This is a genomic window from Stenotrophomonas sp. IS26 (assembly GCF_054188265.1).
Genome location: NZ_JBSZJV010000003.1, coordinates 285,790 through 309,986, shown reverse-complemented (window position 1 = coordinate 309,986; position 24,197 = coordinate 285,790). Strand labels below are relative to the sequence as shown.

The 24,197-nt window shown below is 66.4% G+C and carries 21 protein-coding genes; 12 read left to right on the top strand and 9 right to left on the bottom strand.

Annotated elements, in window-relative coordinates; all coding sequences use genetic code 11:
• Positions 1-123 precede the first annotated feature (123 nt).
• Together ACW6W5_RS05110 and ACW6W5_RS05105 are read left to right on the top strand one after the other, a co-directional pair.
• On the top strand, positions 124-1,515 hold the full coding sequence (locus ACW6W5_RS05110; protein WP_121042896.1) for a class II 3-deoxy-7-phosphoheptulonate synthase: 1,392 nt from the start codon (positions 124-126) through the stop codon (positions 1,513-1,515).
• Between the two features lie 104 nt (positions 1,516-1,619).
• Positions 1,620-2,765, top strand: coding sequence for a mechanosensitive ion channel family protein (locus ACW6W5_RS05105; protein ID WP_458233629.1), 1,146 nt, complete (start codon positions 1,620-1,622; stop codon positions 2,763-2,765).
• Between the two features lie 27 nt (positions 2,766-2,792).
• On the opposite strand, the gene ACW6W5_RS05100 is transcribed toward ACW6W5_RS05105, so the two are convergent.
• The 3 genes from ACW6W5_RS05100 to typA are packed head-to-tail and all read right to left on the bottom strand — an operon-like array spanning position 2,793 to position 6,812.
• Entirely contained in the window at positions 2,793-4,409 is a 1,617-nt protein-coding gene (locus ACW6W5_RS05100; RefSeq protein WP_152154328.1) for an amidase, read from the bottom strand.
• Positions 4,410-4,464: 55 nt separating this feature from the next.
• Positions 4,465-4,950: a DUF2127 domain-containing protein gene (locus ACW6W5_RS05095; protein WP_121042900.1), complete on the bottom strand. Its 486-nt coding sequence runs from the start codon at positions 4,948-4,950 to the stop codon at positions 4,465-4,467.
• Between the two features lie 14 nt (positions 4,951-4,964).
• Entirely contained in the window at positions 4,965-6,812 is a 1,848-nt protein-coding gene (gene typA, locus ACW6W5_RS05090) for a translational GTPase TypA (protein WP_121042902.1), read from the bottom strand.
• A 329-nt stretch (positions 6,813-7,141) separates the two neighbouring features.
• Here typA and ACW6W5_RS05085 point away from each other — a divergent pair, with 329 nt between their 5' ends.
• The 5 genes from ACW6W5_RS05085 (at position 7,142) to ACW6W5_RS05065 (ending at position 12,838) form a co-directional block, all read left to right on the top strand.
• Positions 7,142-7,636, top strand: coding sequence for a peptidylprolyl isomerase (locus ACW6W5_RS05085; RefSeq protein ID WP_121042904.1), 495 nt, complete (start codon positions 7,142-7,144; stop codon positions 7,634-7,636).
• A gap of 63 nt (positions 7,637-7,699) precedes the next feature.
• Positions 7,700-8,686 (top strand): malate dehydrogenase, encoded by a 987-nt coding sequence (locus ACW6W5_RS05080; protein WP_121042906.1) that lies wholly within the window; start codon positions 7,700-7,702, stop codon positions 8,684-8,686.
• 415 nt (positions 8,687-9,101) lie between these two features.
• The gene (prpE, locus tag ACW6W5_RS05075) at positions 9,102-10,979 is read left to right on the top strand and encodes a propionate--CoA ligase (protein ID WP_152154330.1); all 1,878 of its coding nucleotides are present in this window, start codon (positions 9,102-9,104) and stop codon (positions 10,977-10,979) included.
• A gap of 231 nt (positions 10,980-11,210) precedes the next feature.
• Entirely contained in the window at positions 11,211-11,705 is a 495-nt protein-coding gene (locus tag ACW6W5_RS05070) for a hypothetical protein (RefSeq protein ID WP_152154332.1), read from the top strand.
• 137 nt (positions 11,706-11,842) lie between these two features.
• On the top strand, positions 11,843-12,838 hold the full coding sequence (locus tag ACW6W5_RS05065; protein ID WP_226956717.1) for a suppressor of fused domain protein: 996 nt from the start codon (positions 11,843-11,845) through the stop codon (positions 12,836-12,838).
• Positions 12,839-12,915: 77 nt separating this feature from the next.
• Here the strand turns inward: ACW6W5_RS05065 and ACW6W5_RS05060 are convergent, their stop codons facing one another.
• From ACW6W5_RS05060 to ACW6W5_RS05040, 5 genes are all read right to left on the bottom strand, one after another.
• A complete protein-coding gene (locus ACW6W5_RS05060; protein WP_121042912.1) occupies positions 12,916-13,527 on the bottom strand; it encodes a glutathione S-transferase family protein in 612 nt (203 codons plus the stop codon).
• A gap of 89 nt (positions 13,528-13,616) precedes the next feature.
• Positions 13,617-14,075 carry a cell wall hydrolase gene (locus tag ACW6W5_RS05055; protein WP_088435200.1) on the bottom strand — a complete coding sequence of 153 codons (459 nt, stop codon included), beginning with the start codon at positions 14,073-14,075 and terminating at the stop codon, positions 13,617-13,619.
• Between the two features lie 290 nt (positions 14,076-14,365).
• Positions 14,366-16,399: an NADPH-dependent 2,4-dienoyl-CoA reductase gene (locus tag ACW6W5_RS05050; RefSeq protein WP_152154336.1), complete on the bottom strand. Its 2,034-nt coding sequence runs from the start codon at positions 16,397-16,399 to the stop codon at positions 14,366-14,368.
• A gap of 105 nt (positions 16,400-16,504) precedes the next feature.
• Positions 16,505-17,116, bottom strand: a complete 612-nt coding sequence (gene yczE, locus ACW6W5_RS05045) for a membrane protein YczE (protein ID WP_121042915.1) — start codon at positions 17,114-17,116, stop codon at positions 16,505-16,507.
• 98 nt (positions 17,117-17,214) lie between these two features.
• Positions 17,215-18,240 carry a zinc-binding alcohol dehydrogenase family protein gene (locus ACW6W5_RS05040; protein WP_152154338.1) on the bottom strand — a complete coding sequence of 342 codons (1,026 nt, stop codon included), beginning with the start codon at positions 18,238-18,240 and terminating at the stop codon, positions 17,215-17,217.
• A gap of 373 nt (positions 18,241-18,613) precedes the next feature.
• On the opposite strand from ACW6W5_RS05040, the gene ACW6W5_RS05035 reads away from it, so the two are divergent.
• The 4 genes from ACW6W5_RS05035 to ACW6W5_RS05020 all read left to right on the top strand — a co-directional run bounded on the left by ACW6W5_RS05035 (position 18,614) and on the right by ACW6W5_RS05020 (position 22,012).
• Positions 18,614-19,705 carry an OmpA family protein gene (locus ACW6W5_RS05035; protein ID WP_121042919.1) on the top strand — a complete coding sequence of 364 codons (1,092 nt, stop codon included), beginning with the start codon at positions 18,614-18,616 and terminating at the stop codon, positions 19,703-19,705.
• Between the two features lie 490 nt (positions 19,706-20,195).
• Complete coding sequence (locus ACW6W5_RS05030; protein WP_152154339.1) at positions 20,196-20,705, top strand: HAD family hydrolase; 510 nt, start codon at positions 20,196-20,198, stop codon at positions 20,703-20,705.
• Positions 20,706-20,724: 19 nt separating this feature from the next.
• Positions 20,725-21,576 carry a pseudouridine synthase gene (locus ACW6W5_RS05025; protein WP_121042923.1) on the top strand — a complete coding sequence of 284 codons (852 nt, stop codon included), beginning with the start codon at positions 20,725-20,727 and terminating at the stop codon, positions 21,574-21,576.
• A gap of 91 nt (positions 21,577-21,667) precedes the next feature.
• Positions 21,668-22,012 (top strand): hypothetical protein, encoded by a 345-nt coding sequence (locus ACW6W5_RS05020; protein ID WP_121042925.1) that lies wholly within the window; start codon positions 21,668-21,670, stop codon positions 22,010-22,012.
• A gap of 60 nt (positions 22,013-22,072) precedes the next feature.
• On the opposite strand, the gene kbl is transcribed toward ACW6W5_RS05020, so the two are convergent.
• A complete protein-coding gene (kbl, locus tag ACW6W5_RS05015) occupies positions 22,073-23,284 on the bottom strand; it encodes a glycine C-acetyltransferase (protein ID WP_121042927.1) in 1,212 nt (403 codons plus the stop codon).
• Between the two features lie 196 nt (positions 23,285-23,480).
• Here kbl and ACW6W5_RS05010 point away from each other — a divergent pair, with 196 nt between their 5' ends.
• Positions 23,481-24,182: a TorF family putative porin gene (locus ACW6W5_RS05010; protein WP_152154341.1), complete on the top strand. Its 702-nt coding sequence runs from the start codon at positions 23,481-23,483 to the stop codon at positions 24,180-24,182.
• Positions 24,183-24,197 lie beyond the last annotated feature (15 nt).

The following is a 24,197-nucleotide window of genomic DNA, read 5'->3' as shown; positions in this document are numbered from 1 at the left end:
ATGCGCGATCTGGCCGATCGCCGTGACCTTTCTTCAGCGTTCAGCCTCCGGGCACGTGCCCGCCCCTTTGCGCCGGGGGCGCGCTCTGCGACCATGACCGGCCCCACACCCCGGAAGTCCGTGATGAGCCTGTCCGCCCCGCCTGTAGCCGATCCCGCCGCGACCGCTGTCGACGCTGCCTGGTCGCCGGAGAGCTGGCGTGGCAAGCCGGCGCTGCAGATGCCAACCTACCCGGACCCGCTGGCACTGGATGCCGCCCTGCACGAACTGAAGCGGCTGCCGCCGCTGGTGACCTCCTGGGAAATCCTGGCGCTCAAGCAGCAGCTGGCCGATGCCCAGGAAGGCAAGCGCTTCCTGCTGCAGGGCGGTGACTGCGCGGAGAATTTCAGCGACTGCGAATCCACCACCATCTCCAACCGGCTCAAGGTGCTGCTGCAGATGAGCCTGGTGCTGGTGCACGGCATGCGCAAGCCGGTGATCCGGGTCGGGCGTTTCGCCGGGCAGTACGCCAAGCCGCGCTCGGCCGATACCGAAACCCGCGACGGCCTGACCCTGCCCAGCTATCGGGGTGACGTGATCAATGCGCCGGAGTTCACCGAGGCCGCCCGTCTGCCGGACCCGCGCCGGATGCTGCAGGCGCATGCGCACTCGGCGATGACGATGAACTTCGTGCGGGCGCTGATCGATGGCGGCTTCGCCGATCTGCACCACCCCGAATACTGGAACCTGGAGTGGGTGCGGCACTCGCCGCTGGCTACCGATTACCAGAAGATGGTGTCCTCGATCGGCGATGCGGTGCGTTTCATGGAAACCCTGTCCGGCACGCAGGTGTACAACCTCAACCGGATCGATTTCTACACCTCGCACGAAGCGCTGCTGCTGCCCTACGAACAGGCGTTGACCCGCCAGGTGCCGCGCCAGCAGGGCTGGTTGAACCTGAGCACGCATTACCCGTGGATCGGCATGCGCACCGCCGCTCTCGATGGCGCACACGTGGAGTATCTGCGTGGCGTGCGCAACCCGATCGCGATCAAGGTGGGCCCGTCGGTGCAGCCGGACCAGCTGCTGCGCCTGATCGACGTGCTCAACCCCGAGGACGAGCCGGGCCGCCTGAGCTTCATCCACCGCATGGGGGCGGCACAGATCGCCGAAAAACTGCCGCCGCTGTTGAATGCGGTCAAGCGCGATGGCCGGCGCGTGCTGTGGGTGTGCGATGCGATGCATGGCAACACCGAGAGCACCAGCAACGGCTACAAGACGCGGCGTTTCGACAACGTGCGTGGCGAGGTCGAGATGTCCTTCGACCTGCACGCCGCGGCCGGCACGCGGCTGGGCGGCGTGCATCTGGAGCTGACCGGTGAGGACGTGACCGAATGCACTGGCGGTGCGCGTGAGCTGACCGAGCGCGACCTGGAACGCGCGTACCGTTCCTCGGTGGATCCGCGCCTGAACTACGAGCAGTCGCTGGAAATCGCGATGGCGATCGTGCGCAAACAGGCGCACTACGCCGACTGATACCGGTGCGTGTCCTCGACACGCACCTTACATTCGCCTGACACGATGGTCATGGTGGCACCGGCATGCTGTGCACTTCCTTGCGAAGAACACAGGAGCGTGCAGTGACCGTGGACTGGCAGCAGGCAGCGCTGTATCTATGGCCGATCTCGATCGCACTGGCGATCGGGATCAGCGGCTGGTGGTTGTTGATGGCGTTGACGCGGCGGCTGAAAGACCGCGACTACCGCCGCGCCCGCATCGCGCGCGTGATCAGCCGGCCGCTGGCATTTGCCCTGCCGCTGTTGCTGTTGATTCCCGCGCTGGAAGCGACGCCGCTGCACGAGCACCGGCTCGAACAGGCACTGCGGCTGCTGCACATCGGTGTGACCGGCTGCGTCATCTGGCTGCTGGTGCGGGCCGTGGCCGCGGGCGAGCAGGCGATCCTGCGCGACCATCCGATGGAGGTGTCCGACAACCTCGAAGCGCGCCGCATCCAGACCCAGACCCGGGTGCTGAGCCGCGTGTTGATGGGCGCGATCATCCTGGTCGGCGTCTCGCTGATCCTGCTCACCTTCCCGATGGTGCGCCAGATCGGCACCGCGCTGCTGGCCTCGGCCGGCATCATCGGCCTGGTCGCCGGTATCGCGGCCAAGCCGGTGTTCGGCAACCTGATCGCCGGCCTGCAGATCGCCTTGACCCAGCCGATCCGGCTGGACGATGTGGTGATCGTCGAGGGCGAGTGGGGCCGTGTGGAAGAGATCAACAGCAGCTACGTGGTGGTGCGGATCTGGGATGCGCGACGCATGGTGGTGCCGCTGACCTGGTTCATCGAACACCCGTTCCAGAACTGGACGCGGCGCAGCGCCGATCTGCTCGGCACCGCCTTCCTGTGGCTGGATTACACCGCGCCGATCCCGGCGATCCGCGCCGAACTGGAGCGCATCTGCAACGGCGAGGCGCTGTGGGATGGCCAGGTCTGCGTGACCCAGGTGACCGAGACCAGCGAACACACCCTGCAGGTGCGTCTGCTGGTGAGCGCACGCAACTCCGGCGATGCCTTCGATCTACGCTGCATCGTGCGCGAACGCATGCTCGATTTCCTCGCCCGCGAACATCCTCAGTCGTTGCCGCGCACCCGCGCCGAGCTCAATCAGGAGGCCACGCCGACGCGCCGCGCGCGTTCGCAGCCGGCCGAGGACGTGCGTTCGCCCGGTGCCGAAGATGGGGAGCCGGCGGTCCTGCCGGACCCGGGTGACGCATCCCGGTAATGCCGGCCGTTGGCCGGTACACGCCCCTCAGGGCGCGACGCCGTTCGTCAGCAGGGTGTCGGTCTGGAATCGCGGCGGGCGACGTGCGCGGGTGCGCTGCTCGTAGGCGTAGCCCAGCTCGATCAGCCGCGGCTCGCTCCAGGCGGTGCCCATGAACAGCAGCCCCAGCGGCAGCCCGTTCACGTGCGCCATCGGCACGGTCAGGCTGGGGTACCCCGCTACCGCGGCCGCGCTGTAGCTTTCACCGGGGAAGTCATCGCCGCGGCCGGGCCGGATCGGCCAGGCCACCCCGGTGGTCGGTGCCACCAGCGCATCGAGGTTCTGCTCGCGCAGCACTGCATCGATGCCGTCCGGGCCGGCCAGCCGGCGCGCATCGCTGCGTGCGCGGATGTACGCCGGGGTGCCCAGGCCGCCCATGGTGGTGGCGGTGTCCATCAGGTCCTGATCGAACAGCGCCAGTTCCTTGCCCGCATGCTGCCGGTTCCACGCGATGACGTCGTCCAGCGTGCGCACCGGCGCCTGGTAGGTGGTGAAGTAGCGCTGCAGCCCAGCCTTGAACTCATGCATCAGCACGATCTGCTCAGCCTCCTGCCACTGGCCCTGGGTCGGCAACTGCACCGGCACCACGGTCGCGCCCGCGTCGCGCAGCACGGCCACGGCATGCTGCAGGGCCGGGGCGATGCCCGGCTTCTGCAGCAGGTCGCCATACAGCACGCCGATCCGCGCACCGCGCAGGCCATCGGCGTTCAAGCGCGAGGTGTAGTCGTACACGGCGCGCCCCGGCATGGTGGCGGTAGCCGGGTCAGCCTCGTCCCGGCCGGCCATGGCGGTCAGCAGGGCGGCCGCATCGGCCACGCTGCGCGTCATCGGGCCGGCGGTGTCCTGGCTGAAAGAGATCGGGATGATGCCTTCGCGGCTGACCAGTCCCACGGTCGGCTTCAAGCCGACCACGCCGTTGACCGCGGCCGGGCAGACGATGCTGCCGTCGGTCTCGGTGCCGATCGCGGCCACCGCCAGATTGGCCGAGACCGCCACCGCGCTGCCACTGCTGGAGCCGCACGGGTTATGGCTGAGCCGGTAGGGATTGCGGGTCTGGCCGCCGCGCGCGCTCCAGCCGGAGATCGACTGGCTGGAGCGGAAGTTGGCCCACTCACTGAGGTTGGTCTTGCCCAGGATCAGCGCACCCGCCGCGCGCAGCCGCTTGACCAGGAACGCATCGTCGGGGCGGAAGCCTTCCAGCGCGAGCGAACCGGCCGTGGTGCTCATGGGGCTGGCGCCGATGTTGTCCTTGAGCAGCAGCGGGATGCCGTGCAGCGGGCCGCGCAGCTGCCCTTGGCGGCGCTCGGCGTCCAGCTGGGCAGCTTCGCGCAGCGCATCGGGATTGAGCTCGATCACCGCGCGCAGGCGCGGGCCGGCCCGGTCGAGGCGGGCGATGCGGTCCAGGTAGGCGCGGGCCAGAGTGACGCTGTCCAGCTCGCCGCTGGCCATCCGCGCTTGCAGCGCGCTGATGTCGGCCTCGGCATAGGCGAAGGGCAGCGCTGCGGTCGGTGAGGGCGTGGGCGATTCGCGGGCATGCAGAGGCGCCGGGCCCGGGCTGCAGCCGGCCAGTGCGATGAGCATCAATGACGTCAGTGTCAGGCGCATGCCTGTTCCCCCGAACCGGCCGACAGGCTAACCAGCACAGGCGGCGCTTGGCAACTCAAGCCGCGTTGGCGATCGTGCCGTGGCGTTTGCGGATATCGCGGGCAAGTACGCCGACCACGATCAGATTGATCACCAGCACCGACCACGAGGCCCAGCCCGGATGGCGGAGAATGGCGTAGATATCGAACGGCAGGTAGATGCCGGCGGTGACGCAGCCCAGCCAGGAAGCCCAGGCTTTGGCGCGCCAGAGGCCCCAGGCCTCGAATAAGTGCAGGACGCCGTAGGCGACCATCGCAGCAGCCGCCAGATGCACTGCATCGGGGCTGATCATGTTGAGCAGCGAGGGCAGGGTGCCGTGATCCGGGTCCAGGCTGAACCGGCGGATCAGGGCATTGACCGCATCGCGCAGGGGCTGCGGACCGAGCATTTCCAGCCCGGTCGCAGCCAATAGCGCCAGAACCGCCTTGCTGGCTTCCAGCAAGGCGATCAGGTGAAGCCCCGGATGCTTGTGAGGATCCGGGTTATAGGGCTTGTCGATCACGACAATGGGTCCGATCAGCCGCCGCGCGAGGCCTTCTTGCGGTCGCTTTCGGTCAGGCCCTTCTTGCGAAGGCGGATTTCCTTCGGGGTGATCTCGACCAGCTCGTCGTCTTCGATGAAGTCCAGGGCCTGCTCCAGCGAGTACTTGATCGCCGGGGTCAGCTGGATCGCATCGTCCTTGCCGGAGGCGCGCATGTTGGTCAGCGGCTTGGTCTTGATCGCGTTGACGGTCAGGTCGTTGTCCTTGGAGTGGATGCCGACCAGCTGGCCTTCATACACGTTGTCGCCTTCAGCAGCGAACAGCTTGCCGCGTTCCTGCAGCGGGCCCAGGGAGTACGCCGGGGTGGCACCCGGGGCATTGGCGATCATCACGCCGTTCTGGCGCTTGGCGATCGAACCCTGTTCCTTCGGGCCGTAATGGTCGAACACGTGGAACAGCAGGCCCGAACCCTGGGTCAGGGTCTTGAACTCGTTCTGGAAACCGATCAGGCCACGGGCCGGGATCTGGTATTCCAGGCGCACACGGCCCTTGCCGTCCGGCTCCATGTTCTTCAGCTGGCCCTTGCGGGTGCCCAGCTTTTCCATCACGCCGCCCTGGTGCTGCTCTTCGATGTCCACCACCAGCTGCTCGATCGGCTCCATGGCCTGGCCGTCGATCTGCTTGATGATCACTTCCGGACGCGACACGGCCAGCTCGTAGCCTTCACGACGCATGTTCTCGATCAGCACCGACAGGTGCAGTTCGCCACGGCCGGAGACCAGGAACTTGTCGGCGTCTTCCAGCTGTTCCACCTTCAGGGCCACGTTGTGGACCTGCTCGCGATCCAGGCGGTCCTTGATCTGGCGGCTGGTCAGGAACTTGCCACCGGACAGGTCCTTGTTGCCGGCGAACGGCGAGTTGTTGACCTGGAAGGTCATCGAGATCGTCGGTTCATCGACGGTCAGCGCCGGCAGGGCTTCCGGGGTATCCGGGTGGCACAGGGTGTCGGAGATGGTCAGTTCCGGAATACCGGAGATGGCGACGATGTCGCCGGCCTCGGCGGTGTCCTGCTCGATGCGCTCCAGGCCCAGGAAGCCCAGCACCTGCGCGACCTTGCCGTTGCGCTTCTTGCCTTCACGATCGATGACCGCGACCTGCATGTTCTTCTTCAGGGTGCCGCGCTGCACGCGGCCGATGCCGATCACGCCCACGAAGTTGTTGTAGTCCAACTGGCTGATGCGCATCTGGAACGGACCTTCCGGGTCCACTTCCGGCATCGGCGCGTGCTGCATGATCGCTTCGTACAGCGGGGTCATGTCGCCGTCGCGCACGGTGTCTTCCAGGCCCGCGTAGCCGTTCAGGGCCGAGGCGTAGACGATCGGGAAGTCGAGCTGCTCATTGGTGGCGCCGAGCTTGTCGAACAGGTCGAAGACCTGGTCGATCACCCAATCCGGACGCGAGCCCGGACGGTCGACCTTGTTGACCACGACGATCGGCTTGAAGCCCATCGCGAAGGCCTTCTGGGTCACGAAGCGGGTCTGCGGCATCGGGCCGTCCATCGCATCGACGAGGATCAGCACGGTGTCGACCATCGACAGCACGCGCTCCACTTCGCCGCCGAAGTCGGCGTGTCCCGGGGTGTCGACGATGTTGATCCGGTTCTTGATACCGGTCTTCTTGTCTTCCCAGGTGATGGCCGTGTTCTTGGCCAGGATGGTGATGCCGCGTTCCTTTTCCTGGTCATTGCTGTCCATCACGCGCTCAGCGAGCACGGTGCGCTCGGAGAGGGTGCCGGACTGCTTGAGCAGCTGGTCGACGAGGGTGGTCTTACCGTGGTCGACGTGGGCGACGATGGCGATGTTGCGAAGATTTTCGATAGACATGCGAAAGGGGGCCAGTCGGCGCCGGATTTGGAAAAAGAAGTCCAACATTATACGGCCAAGATGACCAATCGCGAAAAGTACGTCGCAAGCCTTGCCGGACGGGCATTCAGCTGTGTGAGGGGCGCCTGTCCGGGTGGCCGCGATGATGCAGGAAGCACCATCGCCCCCTGAGTCAGGGGGCTGCCGCGAAGCGGCGGGGGTGTGGGTGCTGGTAAGAGGGGCCCGCGGTTCGCGCAGCGAAGCGTGGGGCGGCAGCGCGCATGCGGTGGTGCATACCACGGGTGTATCCTATGGGGCTAACGACAAACCCCCGTACCCCAAGGATTTGCATGTCCCTCATCGCCACTTTCGACACCACCCAGGGCCCGATCAAGGTCGAGCTGTTCGCCGACAAGGCCCCGCTGACGGTCGCCAACTTCGTCAACCTGGTCAAGCACGGCTTCTATGACGGCCTGGTCTTCCACCGCGTGATCCCGGACTTCATGATCCAGGGCGGCTGCCCCAAGGGCCAGGGCACCGGCGGCCCGGGCTACAAGTTCGAAGATGAAAAGAATGGCGTGAAGCACCAGGTCGGTTCGCTGTCGATGGCCAATGCCGGCCCGAACACGAACGGCAGCCAGTTCTTCATCACCCACATCAAGACCGATTGGCTGGACGGCAAGCACACCGTGTTCGGCCAGGTGCTCGACGGCCAGGCCATCGTGGACTCGGTCAAGCAGGGCGACGTGATCCATTCGATCACCCTGGAAGGCGACACCGACGCCGTGCTGGCCGCCCAGGCCGAGCGCGTGGCGGAGTGGAACAAGCTCATCCCCAGCGCCTGATCCGATCCCGACGGCCCCCTGTGAAGGGGGCCGTTTTTACGATTCTTAGCAGAGGAAATCCCCATGAAAGCACCTGTTCGTGTTGCCGTGACCGGCGCCGCCGGCCAGATCGGCTACGCCCTGCTGTTCCGCATCGCCTCCGGCGACATGCTGGGCAAGGACCAGCCGGTCATCCTGCAGCTGCTGGAGCTGCCGGTCGACAAGGCCCAGGCCGCCCTGCGCGGCGTGATGATGGAACTGGAAGACTGCGCCTTCCCGCTGCTGGCCGGCATGGTCGGTACCGATGACGCCGAAGTGGCCTTCAAGGATGCCGATATCGCCCTGCTGGTCGGCGCGCGTCCGCGCGGCCCGGGCATGGAGCGCAAGGATCTGCTGCTGGAAAACGCCAAGATCTTCACCGCCCAGGGCGCGGCGCTGAACAAGGTCGCCAAGCGTGACGTCAAGGTGCTGGTGGTCGGCAACCCGGCCAACACCAATGCCTACATCGCCATGAAGTCGGCACCGGATCTGAACCCGCGCAACTTCACCGCCATGCTGCGCCTGGACCACAACCGTGCACTGAGCCAGCTGTCGACCAAGCTCGGCAAGCCGGTCGGTGGCATGGAGAAGCTGATCGTGTGGGGCAACCACAGCCCGACCATGTACCCGGATTACCGTTTCGCCACCGCCGAGGGTGCCTCCATCGCCGAGGCGATCAACGACCAGGAATGGAACGCCTCCACCTTCATCCCGACCGTGGGCAAGCGCGGCGCGGCGATCATCGAAGCCCGTGGCTCGTCCTCGGCCGCCTCGGCCGCCAATGCCGCCGTCGACCACATCCGTGACTGGGTGCTGGGCAGCAACGGTAAGTGGGTCACCATGGGCGTGCCATCCGACGGCTCCTACGGCATTCCGGAAGGCGTGATCTTCGGCTTCGCGGTCACCACCGAGAACGGCGAGTACACCCTGGTCAAGGATCTGCCGGTCGACGACTTCAGCCAGAAGTACATCGACAAGACCCTGGCCGAGCTGGAAGAAGAGCGTTCGGGCGTCGCCCACCTGCTGGGCTGATCGCACGCCACGACAGGTGCCGAAGAGAACGGCAGGAGCCGTTCTCAACGGTGCAAAGCGCCGGCCCGAAGGGTGAGCGCCAGGACGGCGCGAATATCGTTGGTCGGTACGAATTGAAAAAACGCCGGGCATTGCCCGGCGTTTTTTTTTGTTCTTCGCCCATAGGCGGTGCAAAGGCGCGTACTGAGTCTTTTCCGCGCGGCGGTCGGTGGGTCGGGCGCTGGGCCCCCATACCCTTTCCGGCGAATGTCCCCCGGCGTCGGCCTTCGGCCGCCCCCTCCTCCTTTATTTCGCCTACAAGGGTACGGGGGGCCCAGCGCCCGACCCACCGATCGGCCCTACGACCAAGGTCGGACGGCCCGCGCCTCACCATCGGACTATGCTCGATCCCATGACTTTGTCTGGGAGGGCCGTCATGCGTTACGAAGATGTCTATCGACGTTCGGTCGATGAACCCGAGGCGTTCTGGGGCGAAGAGGCCCATCGCATCTATTGGCATACCCCGCCGCAGCAGATCCTCGACTACAGCAATCCGCCGTTCCGGCGCTGGTTCGTCGGCGGGGAAACCAACCTCTGCTACAACGCGGTGGACCGTCATCTGGTCGACCGTCCCGATCAGCTCGCCCTCGTCGCCATCTCCAGCGAAACCGGCGTTACCCGCGAGATCACCTACCGCGAACTGCACCGCGAAGTGAATGCCTTCGCCGCCGTGCTGCAGCGGCTGGACGTACAGCGTGGCGACCGCGTGGTGATCTACATGCCGAACATGGCCGAAGCGGTGTTCGCGATGCTGGCGTGTGCACGCATCGGGGCGATCCACTCGGTGGTGTTCGGCGGTTTCGCCGCGCACAACCTGGCACTGCGCATCGATGACGCCGAACCGAAGCTGTTGATCGCCGCCGACGCCGGCAAGCGCGGTGGCAAAGTGATTCCGTACAAGGCGATGGTCGATGCCGCCTGCGCCGAAGCCGCCTCGCCGCCACCGCATGTATTGATCGTCTCACGCGGGCTGGACCCGGCCGAGCCGAAGGTGCCCGGTCGTGACGTCGATTACGCCACGCTGCGTGCCGAGGTAGGTGACCAGGATGTACCGGTGGTGTGGCTGGAATCCAGCGAGCCGAGCTATCTGCTCTACACCTCCGGCACCACCGGCAAGCCGAAGGGCGTGCAGCGTGATGTCGGCGGCTACGCAGTCGCGATGGCGCAGTCGATGGAGACGGTGTTCGACTGCAAGCCCGGCCAGGTGATGTTCTCCACCTCGGATGTGGGCTGGGCGGTCGGGCATTCCTACAACGTGTACGGCCCGCTGATCGGCGGCTGCACCTCGTTGCTCTATGAAGGGCTGCCGACCCACCCGGACCCGGGCATCTGGTGGGCGCTGTGCGAACAGTACGGCGTGCGCACGCTGTTCTCCTCGCCGACCGCGATCCGCGTGCTCAAGAAACACGACGCCGATTTCATCCGCCGCCACGATCTGGAAGCATTGAAGTACGTCTTCCTCGCCGGCGAACCGCTCGACGAGCCGACCGCGCACTGGATCAACGACGCACTCGGCAAGCCGATCATCGACAACTACTGGCAGACCGAAACCGGCTGGCCGGCACTGACCCTGCTGCCGGGCGTGGACATGAAACCGGTGCGCTTCGGCTCGCCCGGTTTTCCGAACCTCGGCTACCGGATGAAGGTGATCGACGAGAACACCGGCGAGACCGTCGCGCCGGGGCAGAAGGGCGTGCTGGTGATGATCCCGCCGCTGCCGCCGGGCTGCATGACCACGGTCTGGAAGGACGACGCGCGCTTCATCCAGAGCTACTTCAGCCACTTCAAGGAACTGCTGTACAGCTCGCTGGACTGGGCGATCCAGGACGAAGACGGCTACACCTTCATCCTCGGCCGCACCGACGATGTCATCAACGTGGCCGGGCACCGCCTGGGCACGCGCGAGATCGAAGAATGCATCGCCGGCCATCCGCTGGTGGCCGAGGCCGCCGTGATCGGGGTCAAGGATGAACTCAAGGGCCAGGTGCCGCTGGTGTTCGTCACCCTCAAGCAGGCCATGCAGGGCGATGGCAGTGCCGTCGCGGCCGAGATGATGCAGCGGGTGACCAACACCCTGGGCGCGGTCGCACGGCCGGCGCACATCCATATCGTCAACGCGCTGCCCAAGACGCGTTCGGGCAAGCTGCTGCGACGCTCGCTGCAGGCGCTGGCGGAGGAGCGTGATCCAGGGGATCTGTCGACCCTGGACGACCCGGCGGCCTTGGACGAGATCCGGCGCGCGCTGGGGAGCTGACCCGGTAGGCCCCCCGCACGATGCTGCAGCGCATTACCGGCGACACGAACGCTCGGGTAAGCTGCGGACGTGATCGTTGCGGGTCTTGCCGGCGGCACGCGCGCGCTGGGGATACGGCGCGCCTGGGGCGGCCGCCGGACATTGATGGCCTGGAAGATCACAGGGGGCGCGCAGGTAGCGGCGAACGGCCGGCCGACGCGTGTGATAGGGCACCACGTGAAGGGGGAACACATGGCGTATATCCAGGCCAAGACGGCCGCTGGCCGTCAGGAAATCGAGGACCGTGCGCGGCGCTTGCCGCCTGCGCTGCGGTCCATGCTGCTGATGGTCGATGGTCAGCGCGATGACGCCGCGTTGACCGCGTTGTTGCCGGGCCTGCGCGCACCGGACGATGCGCTGGCGCAGCTGTCGGCATTGGGGTTGATCGAGATCGTCGGCGGGAGTGCCGCACCGGTCATTGCTGCAGCGCTGACCGCCGGGCGCGAGCAGGATCCGGAGCTGTACAAGCGGCTGTATGACTGGATGAGCGAATCGGTGCGCAGGCATCTCGGTCTGAAGGGGTATTTCATGCAGTTGAAAGTCGAGCGCTGCACCGATGCCGGCGGCCTGGAAAAGCTGTGGCCGGACCTGGCCGCTGCGATCAGCAAGGCGAAAAGCCCGGCACTGGCCAACCGCTGGCTGGAAGAAACGCACGCGCTGCTGCACACCGAGGTCGTGATCGCCTGAGGCGATACGTCGACGGCAGCCAGGCAGCACGCTGTTTAGAATGCGTGCTGTTTCGTGTGCGGGAGGATGGCGATGGTGGATGAGATCGAGGACGACGGCGCCCCGGGTGGGATGCCATCGATGCCGCGTTGAAGGCGGTGTATCCCACGCAGGCGCCGCAGCATTACGGCCCGGTGCTGCGTTCGCTGCTGGGTGGCGAGGACCCGCTGGACGGCATCAGCGCATATTGGAACGATGCGCCGCTGCCGCACTGGCACTTCGTCAGCTATGGCTTCTCCGAGCTGTATGAAAAAGAGAGCGATGATCCGGCCACCAGTGGCTACGGCTTCGAGCTGAGCGTCCGGGTTGCCGCTGCGGCAGGCAGCGAGCCACCGCCGTGGGCGATGAATTTCCTGCAGAACCTGGCGCGCTACGTGTTCGCCAACGGCAAGGTGTTCCAGCAGGGCCACTACCTCAATGCGGGCGGGCCGATCGCCGCCGACACCGATACGCCACTGCGGCACGTCGCCTTCATGCGCGACCCGCAGCTGCCGCCGCGCGAGACGCCCAACGGTTCGCTGGCGTTCCTGCAGGTGATCGGGCTGACCGATGACGAGATGGAGGCGGTGAAGCGCTGGTCGACCACCGGCGTGCTCGAGGCGCTGCTGCCGAAGATGCCGCTGTGGATCACCGATATCGCGCGTGGCTCGCTGCTGGACGATCCCGCACTGGCGGCCGCCGTGGCCGAGGGTGCGGCACGCGAGGGCTCGCAGACGGCCTATCTGTTCCTGGAAAAGCTGGGCGGGTCGGTGCAGGGCGAGGGCGCAGGGCAGCAGTTGACCGTGACGCTGGGCGCGCGCCAGGTGGAATCGCTGCTCGCGTTGTTGCCGGCGCGGTTGCTGTTCGGCCAGCCATTGACGCTGGTCGGCAACGATCGGCAGATCACGCTGTCGCCGGCGGCCGCCAATGCGCTGGTGGTCGAGGGTGATGCGCTGGACTGCCAGCTGGCACCGGCCACGGTGCAGGCGCTGGTCGCCACGGTCATGCCCCGCCGTGGCACCTATGCGATCCCGGGTTGGCCGGCGCTGCAGGTGGTGGTGGAGCCGAGCGAACTGCGCGATGCCGAGGGCACTGTGGTCGAGGTCGTTGGCTGATGACCTCGCACGCGCTGGAAACGAAAAAGCCCGGCACTGCCGGGCTTCTTCTTATCCGTCTACGTCAGCCGCACCGGTCAGCTCAGGCCTTCGGCCTTCAGTACCGCCTGCACGCCGGCATCGGCGTCCATCCGCTGCTTGAAGGCAGCGATGTTGTCCAGGCCGCTCAGGTCGATCTTCGCGCCCGCGGCCCAGCGCAGGGTGATGTAGAAGTACGGGTCGGCGAAGCTGCGGAACCCGGCCAGCCAGGGGCGGTCGGCCAGCTGCGCATCGGCGCGCTCGAACAGGCCACGCAGGCGCTTGCGGGCGGTGGCGCGGAGCGCGTCGTACTGGGTGTCGTCTTCGATGAAGGTGGCCGGCCCGAACAGCGGCTTGAATGCCGGGTGCAGGTCCGAATTGACGAAGGACAGCCAACGGGTGGCTTCGGCGCGCTGCTTGGGGCTGCCGTCACCGGTCAGGCCGGCCTGCGGATAGGTATCGGCGATGTAGCCCAGGATGGCCGCGTTCTGGGTCAGCACGAAATCGCCGTCGACCACCACCGGGACCGAACCGGCCGGATTGATGGCCAGGAAGGCGGGGGCCTTCAGGGTGTCCTTGTCGAGCAGTTCCACCTCGAACGGCTGGCCGGTCCACTGCAGTGCGATGTGATCGGCGGTGGAGCAGGCTCCGGGCTTGCTGTACAGCTTCATGGGAACTCCGTTGCGGATGGGTGGAAGGTGAGCCGCCCACTATTCCAGAGCCGGCCTCGCATCCTCAACGGTATGGCCGTAACAGATCGTTACGACGCGCGCGGCTTGAGTTTCTGCACGCGGTAGAAGGTGTGATCGCCAATGGTGGCCACCTGGTAGGCGTTGCGCCAGCTCGGGTTGGCGATTGCCAGGGCGGCGAAGTGGCTCGCACCCGGGACGATCTCCTTGCGCTCACCGGCCGGCAGGGCCCAGTTGCGCTCGGCATCGAAGGCCACGGTCATCGCTTCCTGCCAGGCATCGGCGTTGCCGAGCTGGGTGCCGGGCGCCACGATGGTTGGGGCGAACTGCTTGCGGGCGGTCACCACCTGGCACATCGAGTCGCCCCACAGGCCGCTGTCCAGGCGGCGCAGGGCCACTTCCGCGACGGCTTGCTGGCCGCGCAGGGTCTGGTCACGCGCTTCGAGGTAGACGGTCGTGCTCAGGCACAACGAATCGGCGGCAGGCTGCGGCAACAACTGTGACAGCCAGAGAATCCAGGCCAGTTTCATAAATCTCCTTGCTCCGTGTAGGCCGCACCTGGCTGTTCCATCCGATCATGCGGACGGGGCGTGGGTACGACTTGGCGTCATGGGGAGGCGGCCATCGGGGCCGCCCGGGGGCGGACCCGAATAGACGTGGGGTCCGCGCGCTCACTCGAACTGGGTGGTGAGCGGGAAAGTTGGCGCACGATAGGGGGGGATTTCCCAATACATCCTGAACCCGAACGCTTGACATTCAGGTTAGGAGGTGGGGCTGAATCGGCCGTTCAGCCCCGTATTCAGGTCGGTTTCGACCCGGATCAGAGCGCGGCCGCGACCCGGCTGCCCTGATCGATCGCGCGCTTGGCGTCGAGTTCGGCGGCCACGTCCGCACCGCCGATCAGCTGCGCATGGATGCCGGCGGCCTGCAGCGCGGCGTGCAGATCACGGCGCGGTTCCTGGCCGGCGCAGACCACCACATGGCTCACCGGCAGCAGCTGTTCCTGGCCGTCCACGCCGATACGCAGGCCGCTGTCATCCACGCCCAGGTACGTCACGCCACCCAGCATGCTCACGCCCTTGGCCTTGAGCGTGGCGCGGTGGATCCAGCCGGTGGTCTTGCCCAGCCGGGCGCCGGGCTTGCCCGGGCTGCGCTGCAGCAGCCAGACCTTGCGCGCGGGTGCTTCAGGTGCCGGTTTGGCCAGCGCGCCCCGGCCCTCGAAGCTGGGGTCCACGCCCCACTCGGCCATCCAGCGTGCCGGGTCCAGCGCGGAGGAGGGCCCCTGGTGGACCAGGAACTCGCCGACATCGAAGCCGATCCCGCCGGCGCCGATGATCGCGACCTGCTCGCCCACCTGGACCCTGCCGAGCAGCACATCCAGGTAGGTGACCACCTTGGGGTGGTCGGCGCCGGGGAAATCCACTCGGCGCGGGGTGATGCCGGTGGCGATCACCACCGCGTCGAAACCGGCCAGCGCGGCCACGTCGGCCACGGTATCCAGCTTCACCTCGACACCGGTCTCGCCCAGCTTGTGGCGGAAATAGCGCAGCGTCTCGTGGAATTCTTCCTTGCCCGGGATGCGCTTGGCGACATTGAACTGCCCGCCGATCTCGCTGCCGGCGTCGAACAGCGTCACCGCGTGGCCACGCTCGGCAGCCACGGTCGCGCAGGCCAGCCCGGCCGGCCCGGCACCGACCACGGCGATCCGGCGCGGGGCGGTGGTCGGGTGGTAGACCAGCTCGGTCTCGTGCACGGCGCGCGGGTTGACCAGGCAGCTGGCGGTCTTGTTCTCGAACACGTGGTCCAGACAGGCCTGGTTGCAGGCGATGCAGGTGTTGATCGCCTCCGGACGCCCGGCGCGTGACTTGTTGGCCCACTGCGGGTCGGCCAGCAGCGGCCGCGCCAGCGACACCATATCGGCCCCGCCCGCAGCAAGGATGCGTTCGGCCACGTCGGGCATGTTGATGCGGTTGGTCGCGATCACCGGCACGCGGACATGCGGCTTGAGCTTGGCGGTGACCCCGGCAAAGGCGCCGCGTGGTACCGAGGTCGCGATGGTCGGGATGCGCGCCTCGTGCCAGCCGATGCCCGAATTGATCAGCGTGGCGCCCGCCGCCTCGATCGCCTGCGCCTGCTGCACGATCTCGGCCCAGTTGCTGCCGTCGGGCACCAGATCCACCAGCGAGAGCCGGTAGATGATGATGAAGTCCGGCCCGCAGGCCTCGCGGATGCGGCGCACGATCTCGACGGCGAAGCGCATGCGCTGTGCCGCGTCGCCGCCCCAGCGGTCGGTGCGCTGGTTGGTACGCGGGGCGATGAACTCATTGATCAGATAGCCTTCCGAACCCATCACCTCGACGCCGTCGTAGCCGGCCTCGCGGGCCAGCCGCGCGCTGCGCGCGTAATCAGCGATGTGGCGCTCCACCCCGCGCGCGGACAGCGCCCGCGGAGTGAACGGGTTGATCGGGGCCTTCAGCTTGGAGGGGGCCACCGAGAGGGGGTGGTAGGCGTAGCGGCCGGCATGCAGCAGCTGCAGGCAGATCTTGCTGCCGTTGTCGTGCACGGCCCGGGTGACCTGGCGATGCGGTCGCACTTCCCACGGCCAGGACAGCTTGCCACCGAACGGCTTGAGCCAGCCGACCACGTTGGGCGCGAAGCCGCCGGTGACGATCAGCCCGACGCCGCCGGCGGCACGCTCGGCGAAATAGGCCGCCAAGCGCGGGAAATCGCGCGCACGATCTTCCAGGCCGGTGTGCATGGACCCCATCAGGACCCGGTTGCGCAGCTGGGTGAAGCCCAGGTCGAGCGGGGTGAACAGATGCGGGTAGGCGGTGGATTCGGCGGCTGGCGACATGTGGATACGCTTGCGTACGGAAGCCCGCAGGGTGCCGCGAATGCCTCTGAAGAGCAAGCGCAGGCGCCCCGGCCGGTGCCGATCGCCGGTCCGGCACCGGCGCTGTTATGGCGCGACGGCGGCCGGGGCGGGCTTGCGGATGCCGAACAGCGGCAGGGTAACCCCGCACAGCGGGCCGATCAGCAGCGCGAAGGCGAGCGTGCCCACGCCGACATTGCCGCCGAGCCACCAGCCGATCAGCAGCACGGTGCCTTCGATCGCGCTGCGCACGATCCAGATCGGCCAGCCGGTGCGGGCGTGCAGGCCAGTCATCAGGCCATCGCGCGGGCCGGGCCCGAAGCGTGCGCCGATGTACAGGCCGGTAGCCAGCGCGACCAGCAGCAGGCCGCAGATGAACATCGGGATCTGCCAGGCCAGTCCCTGCACCTGCGGCAGCAGCCACAGCCCGAACTGCGCGCTTGGGCCGATCAGCAGCACGTTGAGCACGGTGCCCAGGCCGGGTTTCTGCCGTATCGGCCACCACAGCAGCAACACCAGCGCGCCGATCACGTTGGTGGCCACGCCGAAGGACAGCGGCGTCTGCAGCGCGATGCCCTGTGACAGCACATCCCAGGGCGCCACGCCGATCGCCGCGCGGATCATCACCGCCGCGCCGAAGCCATACAGGAACAGACCAAGCAGGAGTTGCAGCAGGCGCAGGGGCAGGGACGTGGGCATGTCGGTTTCACCGGAAGGGCCACTGACTGTAGGGGGCCCTTCGCACCGCCGACAGATACAGATACGCGCGAATCTGCGCAGACACATTGCCGCGCGCGTCAGTCCCAGCCGGACAGCACCAGTTTGCCGATCACGCCGCCGCCTTCCAGCTGGCGATGTGCCTCACGCAGGTTCGCTGCGGTGATCGAGCCCAGATGCGTATGCGCGGTCGTGCGCAGTTCGCCCGCGTCGATCAGGCTGGCGGCTCGGCTCAGAATGCGGTGCTGTTCGATCATGTCCTCGGTCTGGAAGCGCGACCGGGCAAACATGAACTCCCAATGGATGCCGATGCATTTGGCTTTGTACGGATCGCCGATGCGCAACGGTCCGCGCGGTTCAACGATCAGCCCCACATGTCCCTGCGGGGCCAGCAGCTCGCCCAGCGCCTCCCAGTACTGGTCGGTGTCGGCCAGGTTCAGCGCCACCTGCACCTGCGCGATGCCCAGTGCCTGCAATTGCGCAGCCAGCGGCTGGCGATGATCGATCACGTGGTCGGCGCCCATCTGCATGCACCACGCACGGGTTTCCTCGCGCGAGGCGGTGGCGATCACGCTGAAGCCGGCATGGCGCGCGAGCTGGGTCGCCATCGAACCGACGCCGCCGGCACCGCCGATGATCAACAGGTGCTGCCCGCGATGGCGGCGGTCTTCAAGGTGCAGCGGCATGCGCTGGAACAGCAGTTCCCACGCGGTCAGCGTGGTCAACGGCAACGCGGCGGCCTCGGCGAAATCCAACGTGGTGGGTTTGCGCCCGACCAGGCGTTCGTCCACCCACTGATACTGCGCATTGCAACCCGAGCGGGTGACATCGCCCGCGTAATACACCTCATCGCCGGGGGCGAACGCGGTGACCTCCGGGCCTACCGCCTCGACCACGCCGGCCGCGTCATACCCCAGGATCCGCGCAGGATTCTCCTGCTGCGGGCGCGGCGCGCGCTGTTTGGTGTCGACCGGATTGATGGAAACAGCCTGTATTCGCACCAGCAGGTCGCGTCCCTGCGGCGCGCCCGGTGGCGCAATGCTCAGGTCCTGAAGTGCGGCGGGGTCGTCAATCGGCAGATATCGGGTCAGTCCCACGGCTTTCATATCGGCTCCGGAAACGAGGGGGGCACCCTCATCATACGGATCACGACGTCGCTGTTTTTGCGCTGAATCAAGGCGCAATCGGCATTTGAACCCTCACGTGAAAAATGTGTCGCGACGTCGCCTGAATTAGGCAAAACCCTTGTCATTGCTGGGTCTTGCGGAATTTCATCAACCTGTATAGGGTGCCACCAGCTGGACCCGGTAGAGGTCTGGCGGTCGTCTTCACATGTTACGGGACTGTTAACATCACCTTCACTCGCCTGAGCATAATGTTCGCGGCGGTGGCGTGCTGAATCGGCAGTCTGAAAACGACGCAGTAGTGCTGGCCCATGCCTCTACCGGTTTCATACCCCCGAAATAGGAGCTGTACTCAATGAACAAGAAGATCCTCACTGCCGCGCTGCTGGGCGGTCTGGCTTTCGCCCAGGCTGCATCGGCGCAGGATTTTGACGACCGCTGGTACCTGACCGGTTCGGCCGGCTTCAACTTCCAGGATAGCGACCGTCTGACCAACGACGCTCCGTTCGTTACCCTGGGCCTCGGTAAGTTCATCAGCCCCAACTGGTCGCTGGATGGCGAGCTGAACTACCAGAATCCGAACTTCGACGCCAACCAGGATCTGAACTGGAGCCAGTACGGCGCCTCGCTCGACCTGCGTCGCCACTTCATCCAGGAAGGCCGCGGCTGGAACCCCTACCTGCTGATGGGTCTGGGCTACCAGAAGTCGGAAGAAGAGTATCCGGCACTGAACACCAATGGTCCGCGTGAGCGCAAGGACGGCAACTTCGCCGCCAAGGTCGGCGTCGGCCTGCAGACCACCTTCGAAAAGCGCGTCGCCGTGCGTGCCGAAGTGGCCTACCGCGCTGACTTCGACGACCAGAGCATTGCTGCTCCGAGCGAAGACTGGTTCGGCGACGTGCTGGCTTCGGTCGGCGTCGTGATCCCGCTGGGCCCGGCCCCGGTTGCTGCCGTGCCGGCTCCGGCTCCGGTTGCGCCGAGCTGCGCCGATCTGGATGACGACGGTGACGGCGTCAACAACTGCGACGACAAGTGCCCGAACTCGCAGCCGGGTCAGACCATCGGTCCGGACGGTTGCCCGGTCCCGGTGTCGATCGATCTGAAGGGCGTGAACTTCGACTTCGATAAGTCGAACCTGCGTCCGGACGCGGTTGCGATCCTGAGCGAGGCTTCGGAAATCCTGAAGCGTTACCCGGATCTGCGCGTTGAAGTGGCCGGTCACACCGATTCCAAGGGTACCGACGCTTACAACCAGAAGCTGTCCGAGCGTCGTGCTACCTCGGTGTACAACTACCTGACCCAGAACGGCGTTGACGCTTCGCGTCTGGTCGGTCCGATCGGTTACGGCGAGAGCCGCCCGATTGCGCCGAACACCAACCCGGATGGTTCGGATAACCCGGAAGGCCGCGCCAAGAACCGCCGTACCGAGCTGAACGTCCAGAACTAATCCTTCTGGTAGTACAGTCTCACTAAGCAGGGCCCGGCATTGCCGGGCCCTGTTTTTTTTTGTCTTCTCTCAACTCGACAGTTGGGCCCTTCCGCGCGCGTCACGCCCCGTAGCGACCGGTAGGCCCCTTGGCAAATGTCCCCCGGCCGCCGCCTGACGGCGACGGCCTCCTCCTTGATTTTGCCCAAGGGCCTACCGGCCGCTACGAGGCTCGGCGTGCTGTAAGTCCACTAAAACCCAGCCTTTCGTTGCGGCGCCAACGGGCTTTGCCCAGCGCTCGACGCACTGGCCGCCGAGAGTCAAAAAGTTCGCCGTTCGCTTCAAGAAGTGCCCTCGCCGATGGAGAAGCGCCTTGTCACGCATCCAGTCGGGTCGAATCCTGGAAATCGACAATAAATCCAATAAGTTGCCGTATTCATTGAAAGTGGCGCTTGAAAGACGTTGTGGCGCTGTTAAACTCGCCGCGTCGACCCCTTCCTGGATGCATCCCATGCAGCGTTTTGCACTGGCCGCCGCGCTTGGCCTGGCCCTGGTTCCCACCGCCCACGCTGCCGTGGACTGTTCGGCACCTGCCAGCGCATCGCCGCTGCCGCTGCCGGCCACCGCGATCGCACCGGTTGCCGAAGAGCTGTACATCCGCAACGTCCAGTTGGGCATGCCCGCCGGCGTGCTGACCTCCAGCTACGACCGCGAGCAGTCGCTGGACAGCGTGCTGCAGCGCCTGCGCATCGACGGCTGCCAGAACATCGCCAAGGCGATTCCCAGCGCACCGGTGATCAACCCGAACGATCCGGCGGCCTACAAGCCGCAGACCGAGTTCGACAACACGCCGTGGCGCTTTGACATGAGCCAGAACGGCAAGCGCATGACCGCCGAAGAATTCGACGCCTGGATGAAAGCGCGCGGTGTGCGCGTGGTCAAGGCGCGCCCGGTACCGGCTTCCGTGCCGGCCGCCACCAGCGAAGCACCGGCTGAGACCAAGCCGGCGGACAAGAAGTAAGCCGCCTGAGCGGAGCACGATGACGACACGCCGGCCACCCGCCGCGAACGCGTCCCGACCACGCCGCCCCGAGCGGCGTGCGAGCCCTGCAACAGCTGCCCGCAACGCCGCCTCCAGCACCCCTGCGGGCGCACCGCGCCATGGCCTGGCGCGCGTGCTGTCCAAGGCCGGGCTGTGCTCGCGGACCGAAGCCGCACGCTGGATCGCCGATGGCCGGGTGACGGTCGACGGCCGTGTCATCAACAACCCCGAATTTCCGATCATCGACGGGCGCCATCACGTGCGCGTCGATGGTCAGCCGCTGGATGCGCCCAAGCGCGTGCACCTGATGCTCAACAAGCCGCGCGGCCTGGTCACCACCGCGCAGGACGAGCGCGGCCGCGACACCGTTTATCGCTGCTTCGATGCTGCCAGCCTGCCGTGGATCGCGCCGGTCGGGCGCCTGGACAAGGCCAGCGAAGGCCTGCTGCTCTTCAGCAATGATCCGCAGTGGGCCGCGCGCCTGACCGATCCGGCCACCGGCCCGGACAAGACCTATCACGTCCAGATCGATGCCCTCCCCGATGCCGCGCAGCTGCAGGCGTTGTGTACGGGCATCGAGGATGAGGGCGAACTGCTGCGCGCGCGACGCGCCACGCTGCTGCGCAGTGGCGACAAGACCGCCTGGCTGGAAGTGGTGCTGGAGGAAGGCCGCAACCGGCACATCCGCCGCCTGCTCGCCGCGTTCGACATCAACGTGCTGCGCCTGGTGCGCGTGGCGATCGGCCAGCTGCCGCTGGGCGAGCTGGGCAAGGGCGCCTGGCGCGAGCTCAGCCCACACGATCTGGAGCTGCTTTACGCCGTGGCCGACAGCGCCGCGGCCACACCGTGACCTCGTGGCCTGCCGGCATGTGGCAGGCCATTCGACCCGGGCAATGGATGGCCTTCGAAGGGATGTTCCGTTCAATACCGGGAGTAAGACCATGCACGTCAGTACCCTCAACCGTTCCCTGTTCCGCGGCGCCTGCCTGTTGTTGCCGGCCGCGCTGCTGACCGCCTGTGGCGGCCACAAGCAGATCGCCAAACAGGATCCGCCGGTGACCGACAAGGTGGTGGAGATCAAGATCCCCGAGCTGGATGGCCGCGGCAGCTACCGCTTCCTGATGAGCGATGGCGACAAGCGCATGAGCGCCGACGAGTTCGATGCGTGGATGAAGGCCAACGGCATCCGCGTCGCCAAGGGCAACGGCCAGGATGGGCCGGTCGCCGCACCGGTGGTGGTGGCCAGCAAGGAACAGGCCCAGGACAAGAAGAAAAAGAAAAAATAAAAAAACGCCGGGCACTGCCCGGCGTTCTGTGGGGACGGCGCGCAGGGCGCCGTCGTCCGGTCACCCCTTGATCACGCCCAGTTCCAGGCCGATCCGGGTGAAGGCATCGATGGCACGGTCCAGGTGCGCACGCGTGTGCGCGGCGCTGATCTGGGTGCGGATGCGGGCCTGCCCCTTGGGCACCACCGGGAAGAAGAAGCCGATCGCGTAGATCCCTTCTTCGAGCAGGCGCTCGGCGAACTTCTGCGCCAGCGGCGCGTCGTACAGCATCACCGGGCTGATCGGGTGCACGCCCGGCTTCACATCGAAACCAGCAGTGGTCATCTTCTCGCGGAAGTAGGCAGTGTTCTGCGCCAGGGTATCGCGCAGGTCATCGGCGGCGGCCAGCATCTGGAAGGCCTTGATGCCGGCGGCGACCACGTGCGGCGGCAGCGAGTTGGAGAACAGGTACGGGCGCGAGCGCTGGCGCAGCAGTTCGATCACTTCGGCGCTGGCGCAGGTGAAGCCGCCCAGCGCACCGCCCATGGCCTTGCCCAGGGTGCCGGTGATGATGTCGATCTTTTCCAGCACGCCCTTGACCTCGGCCGAGCCGCGGCCGGTCGCGCCGAGGAAGCCGGTGGCATGGCATTCGTCGATGTGCACCAGTGCGTTGTACTTCTTGGCCAGTGCGGTGATCTCATCCAGCGGGGCGATGAAGCCGTCCATCGAGAACACGCCATCGGTGGTGATCAGCTTGGTCTTGCAGCCGGCCGCATCGGCGGCCTGCAGCTGGGCTTCCAGATCGGCCATGTCGCAGTTGGCGTAGCGGAACCGCTTGGCCTTGCACAGGCGCACGCCATCGATGATCGAGGCATGGTTGAGCGCGTCGGAAATGATCGCGTCGTGCTCGCCCAGCAGCGGCTCGAACAGGCCACCGTTGGCATCGAAGCAGGCCGCGTACAGGATGGTGTCCTGCTTGCCGAAGAAATCGGCGATCTGCGTTTCCAGCTGCTTGTGCAGGTCCTGGGTGCCGCAGATGAAGCGCACCGAGGCCATGCCGAAGCCATGGGTATCCAGCGCGTCCTTGGCGGCCTGGATCAGGTCCGGATGGTCGGCCAGGCCCAGGTAGTTGTTGGCGCAGAAGTTCAGCACCGTACGGCCGTCGTCCAAGGTGATCTCGGCCGACTGCGGGCTGGTGATGATGCGTTCGGACTTGAACAGGCCCTGGGCGCGGATCGCCTCCAGTTCTTCAACGTAGTGCTGGGTCAGCGAGGCGGTGGTGGCGTCGGTCATGGCAGGCAGTCTTCGGCACGGGAAACCCGGGATTTTACCCGTCGGGGGCGACGGCGGGGTTGCCGCCGGCGGTGGAAGGGCGGGGCAGGCCGGGGGACGGTTGCAGACGTGATTGTTGCATCGCAATATCAATCAGGTTAAAAAACTGTAAACCGCGCCGTTCCGCCCACCCCACCCACGTCTGGAGAGACCCCGCATGAACCACGCCACGCGCTGTACCACCGCCGTTGTGCTCTGCGCCGCCCTGCTTGCCCCGTTTGCCGCCAGCGCCCAGGACGAGGCCGAATCGCCGTTCAGCTGGAACGTCACCGCGGTGTCGGACTACGTGTTCCGTGGTGTGTCCCAGACCGATGAGGATCCGACACTGCAGGCCGGCTTCACCTATACCTCGCCGGTAGGCCTGTATGCGGGCGTGTGGGGCTCGGGCGTGGACTTCGGGCCGGGCGACCCAAGCACCGAGATCGACTACCTGATCGGCTACGGGGTGGATGTCACCGACGGCGTCAATTTCGATGTGCTGCTCAACCGCTACACCTATCCGGGCGCCAGCGAGCTGAACTACAACGAGCTGATCACCACCACCACCTTCGCCGAGCAGTACAAGCTGACGGTGGCCTACACCGATGACCTGTCCGGGTCCGATACCAAGAGCTGGTATTACGCGGTGGGCGGCGAGTGGGGTCTGCCCAATGATTTCACCCTGAGCGCGAACGTGGGCCGCACCTCGCTCGAGACCGATTTTGGCAAGGACTACACCGACTTCAACGTCGGCGTGAGCCGCCAGTTCGGCCTGTTCAACCTGGGCCTGGGGTACCACGGCACCGATGGCGCCGGTCGCGACAACAACGGCAAGCTGGCTGACAACCGCGTGGTGTTCACGGTCGCCGTTGGCAAGTAGCCGGCCACTGGCCGG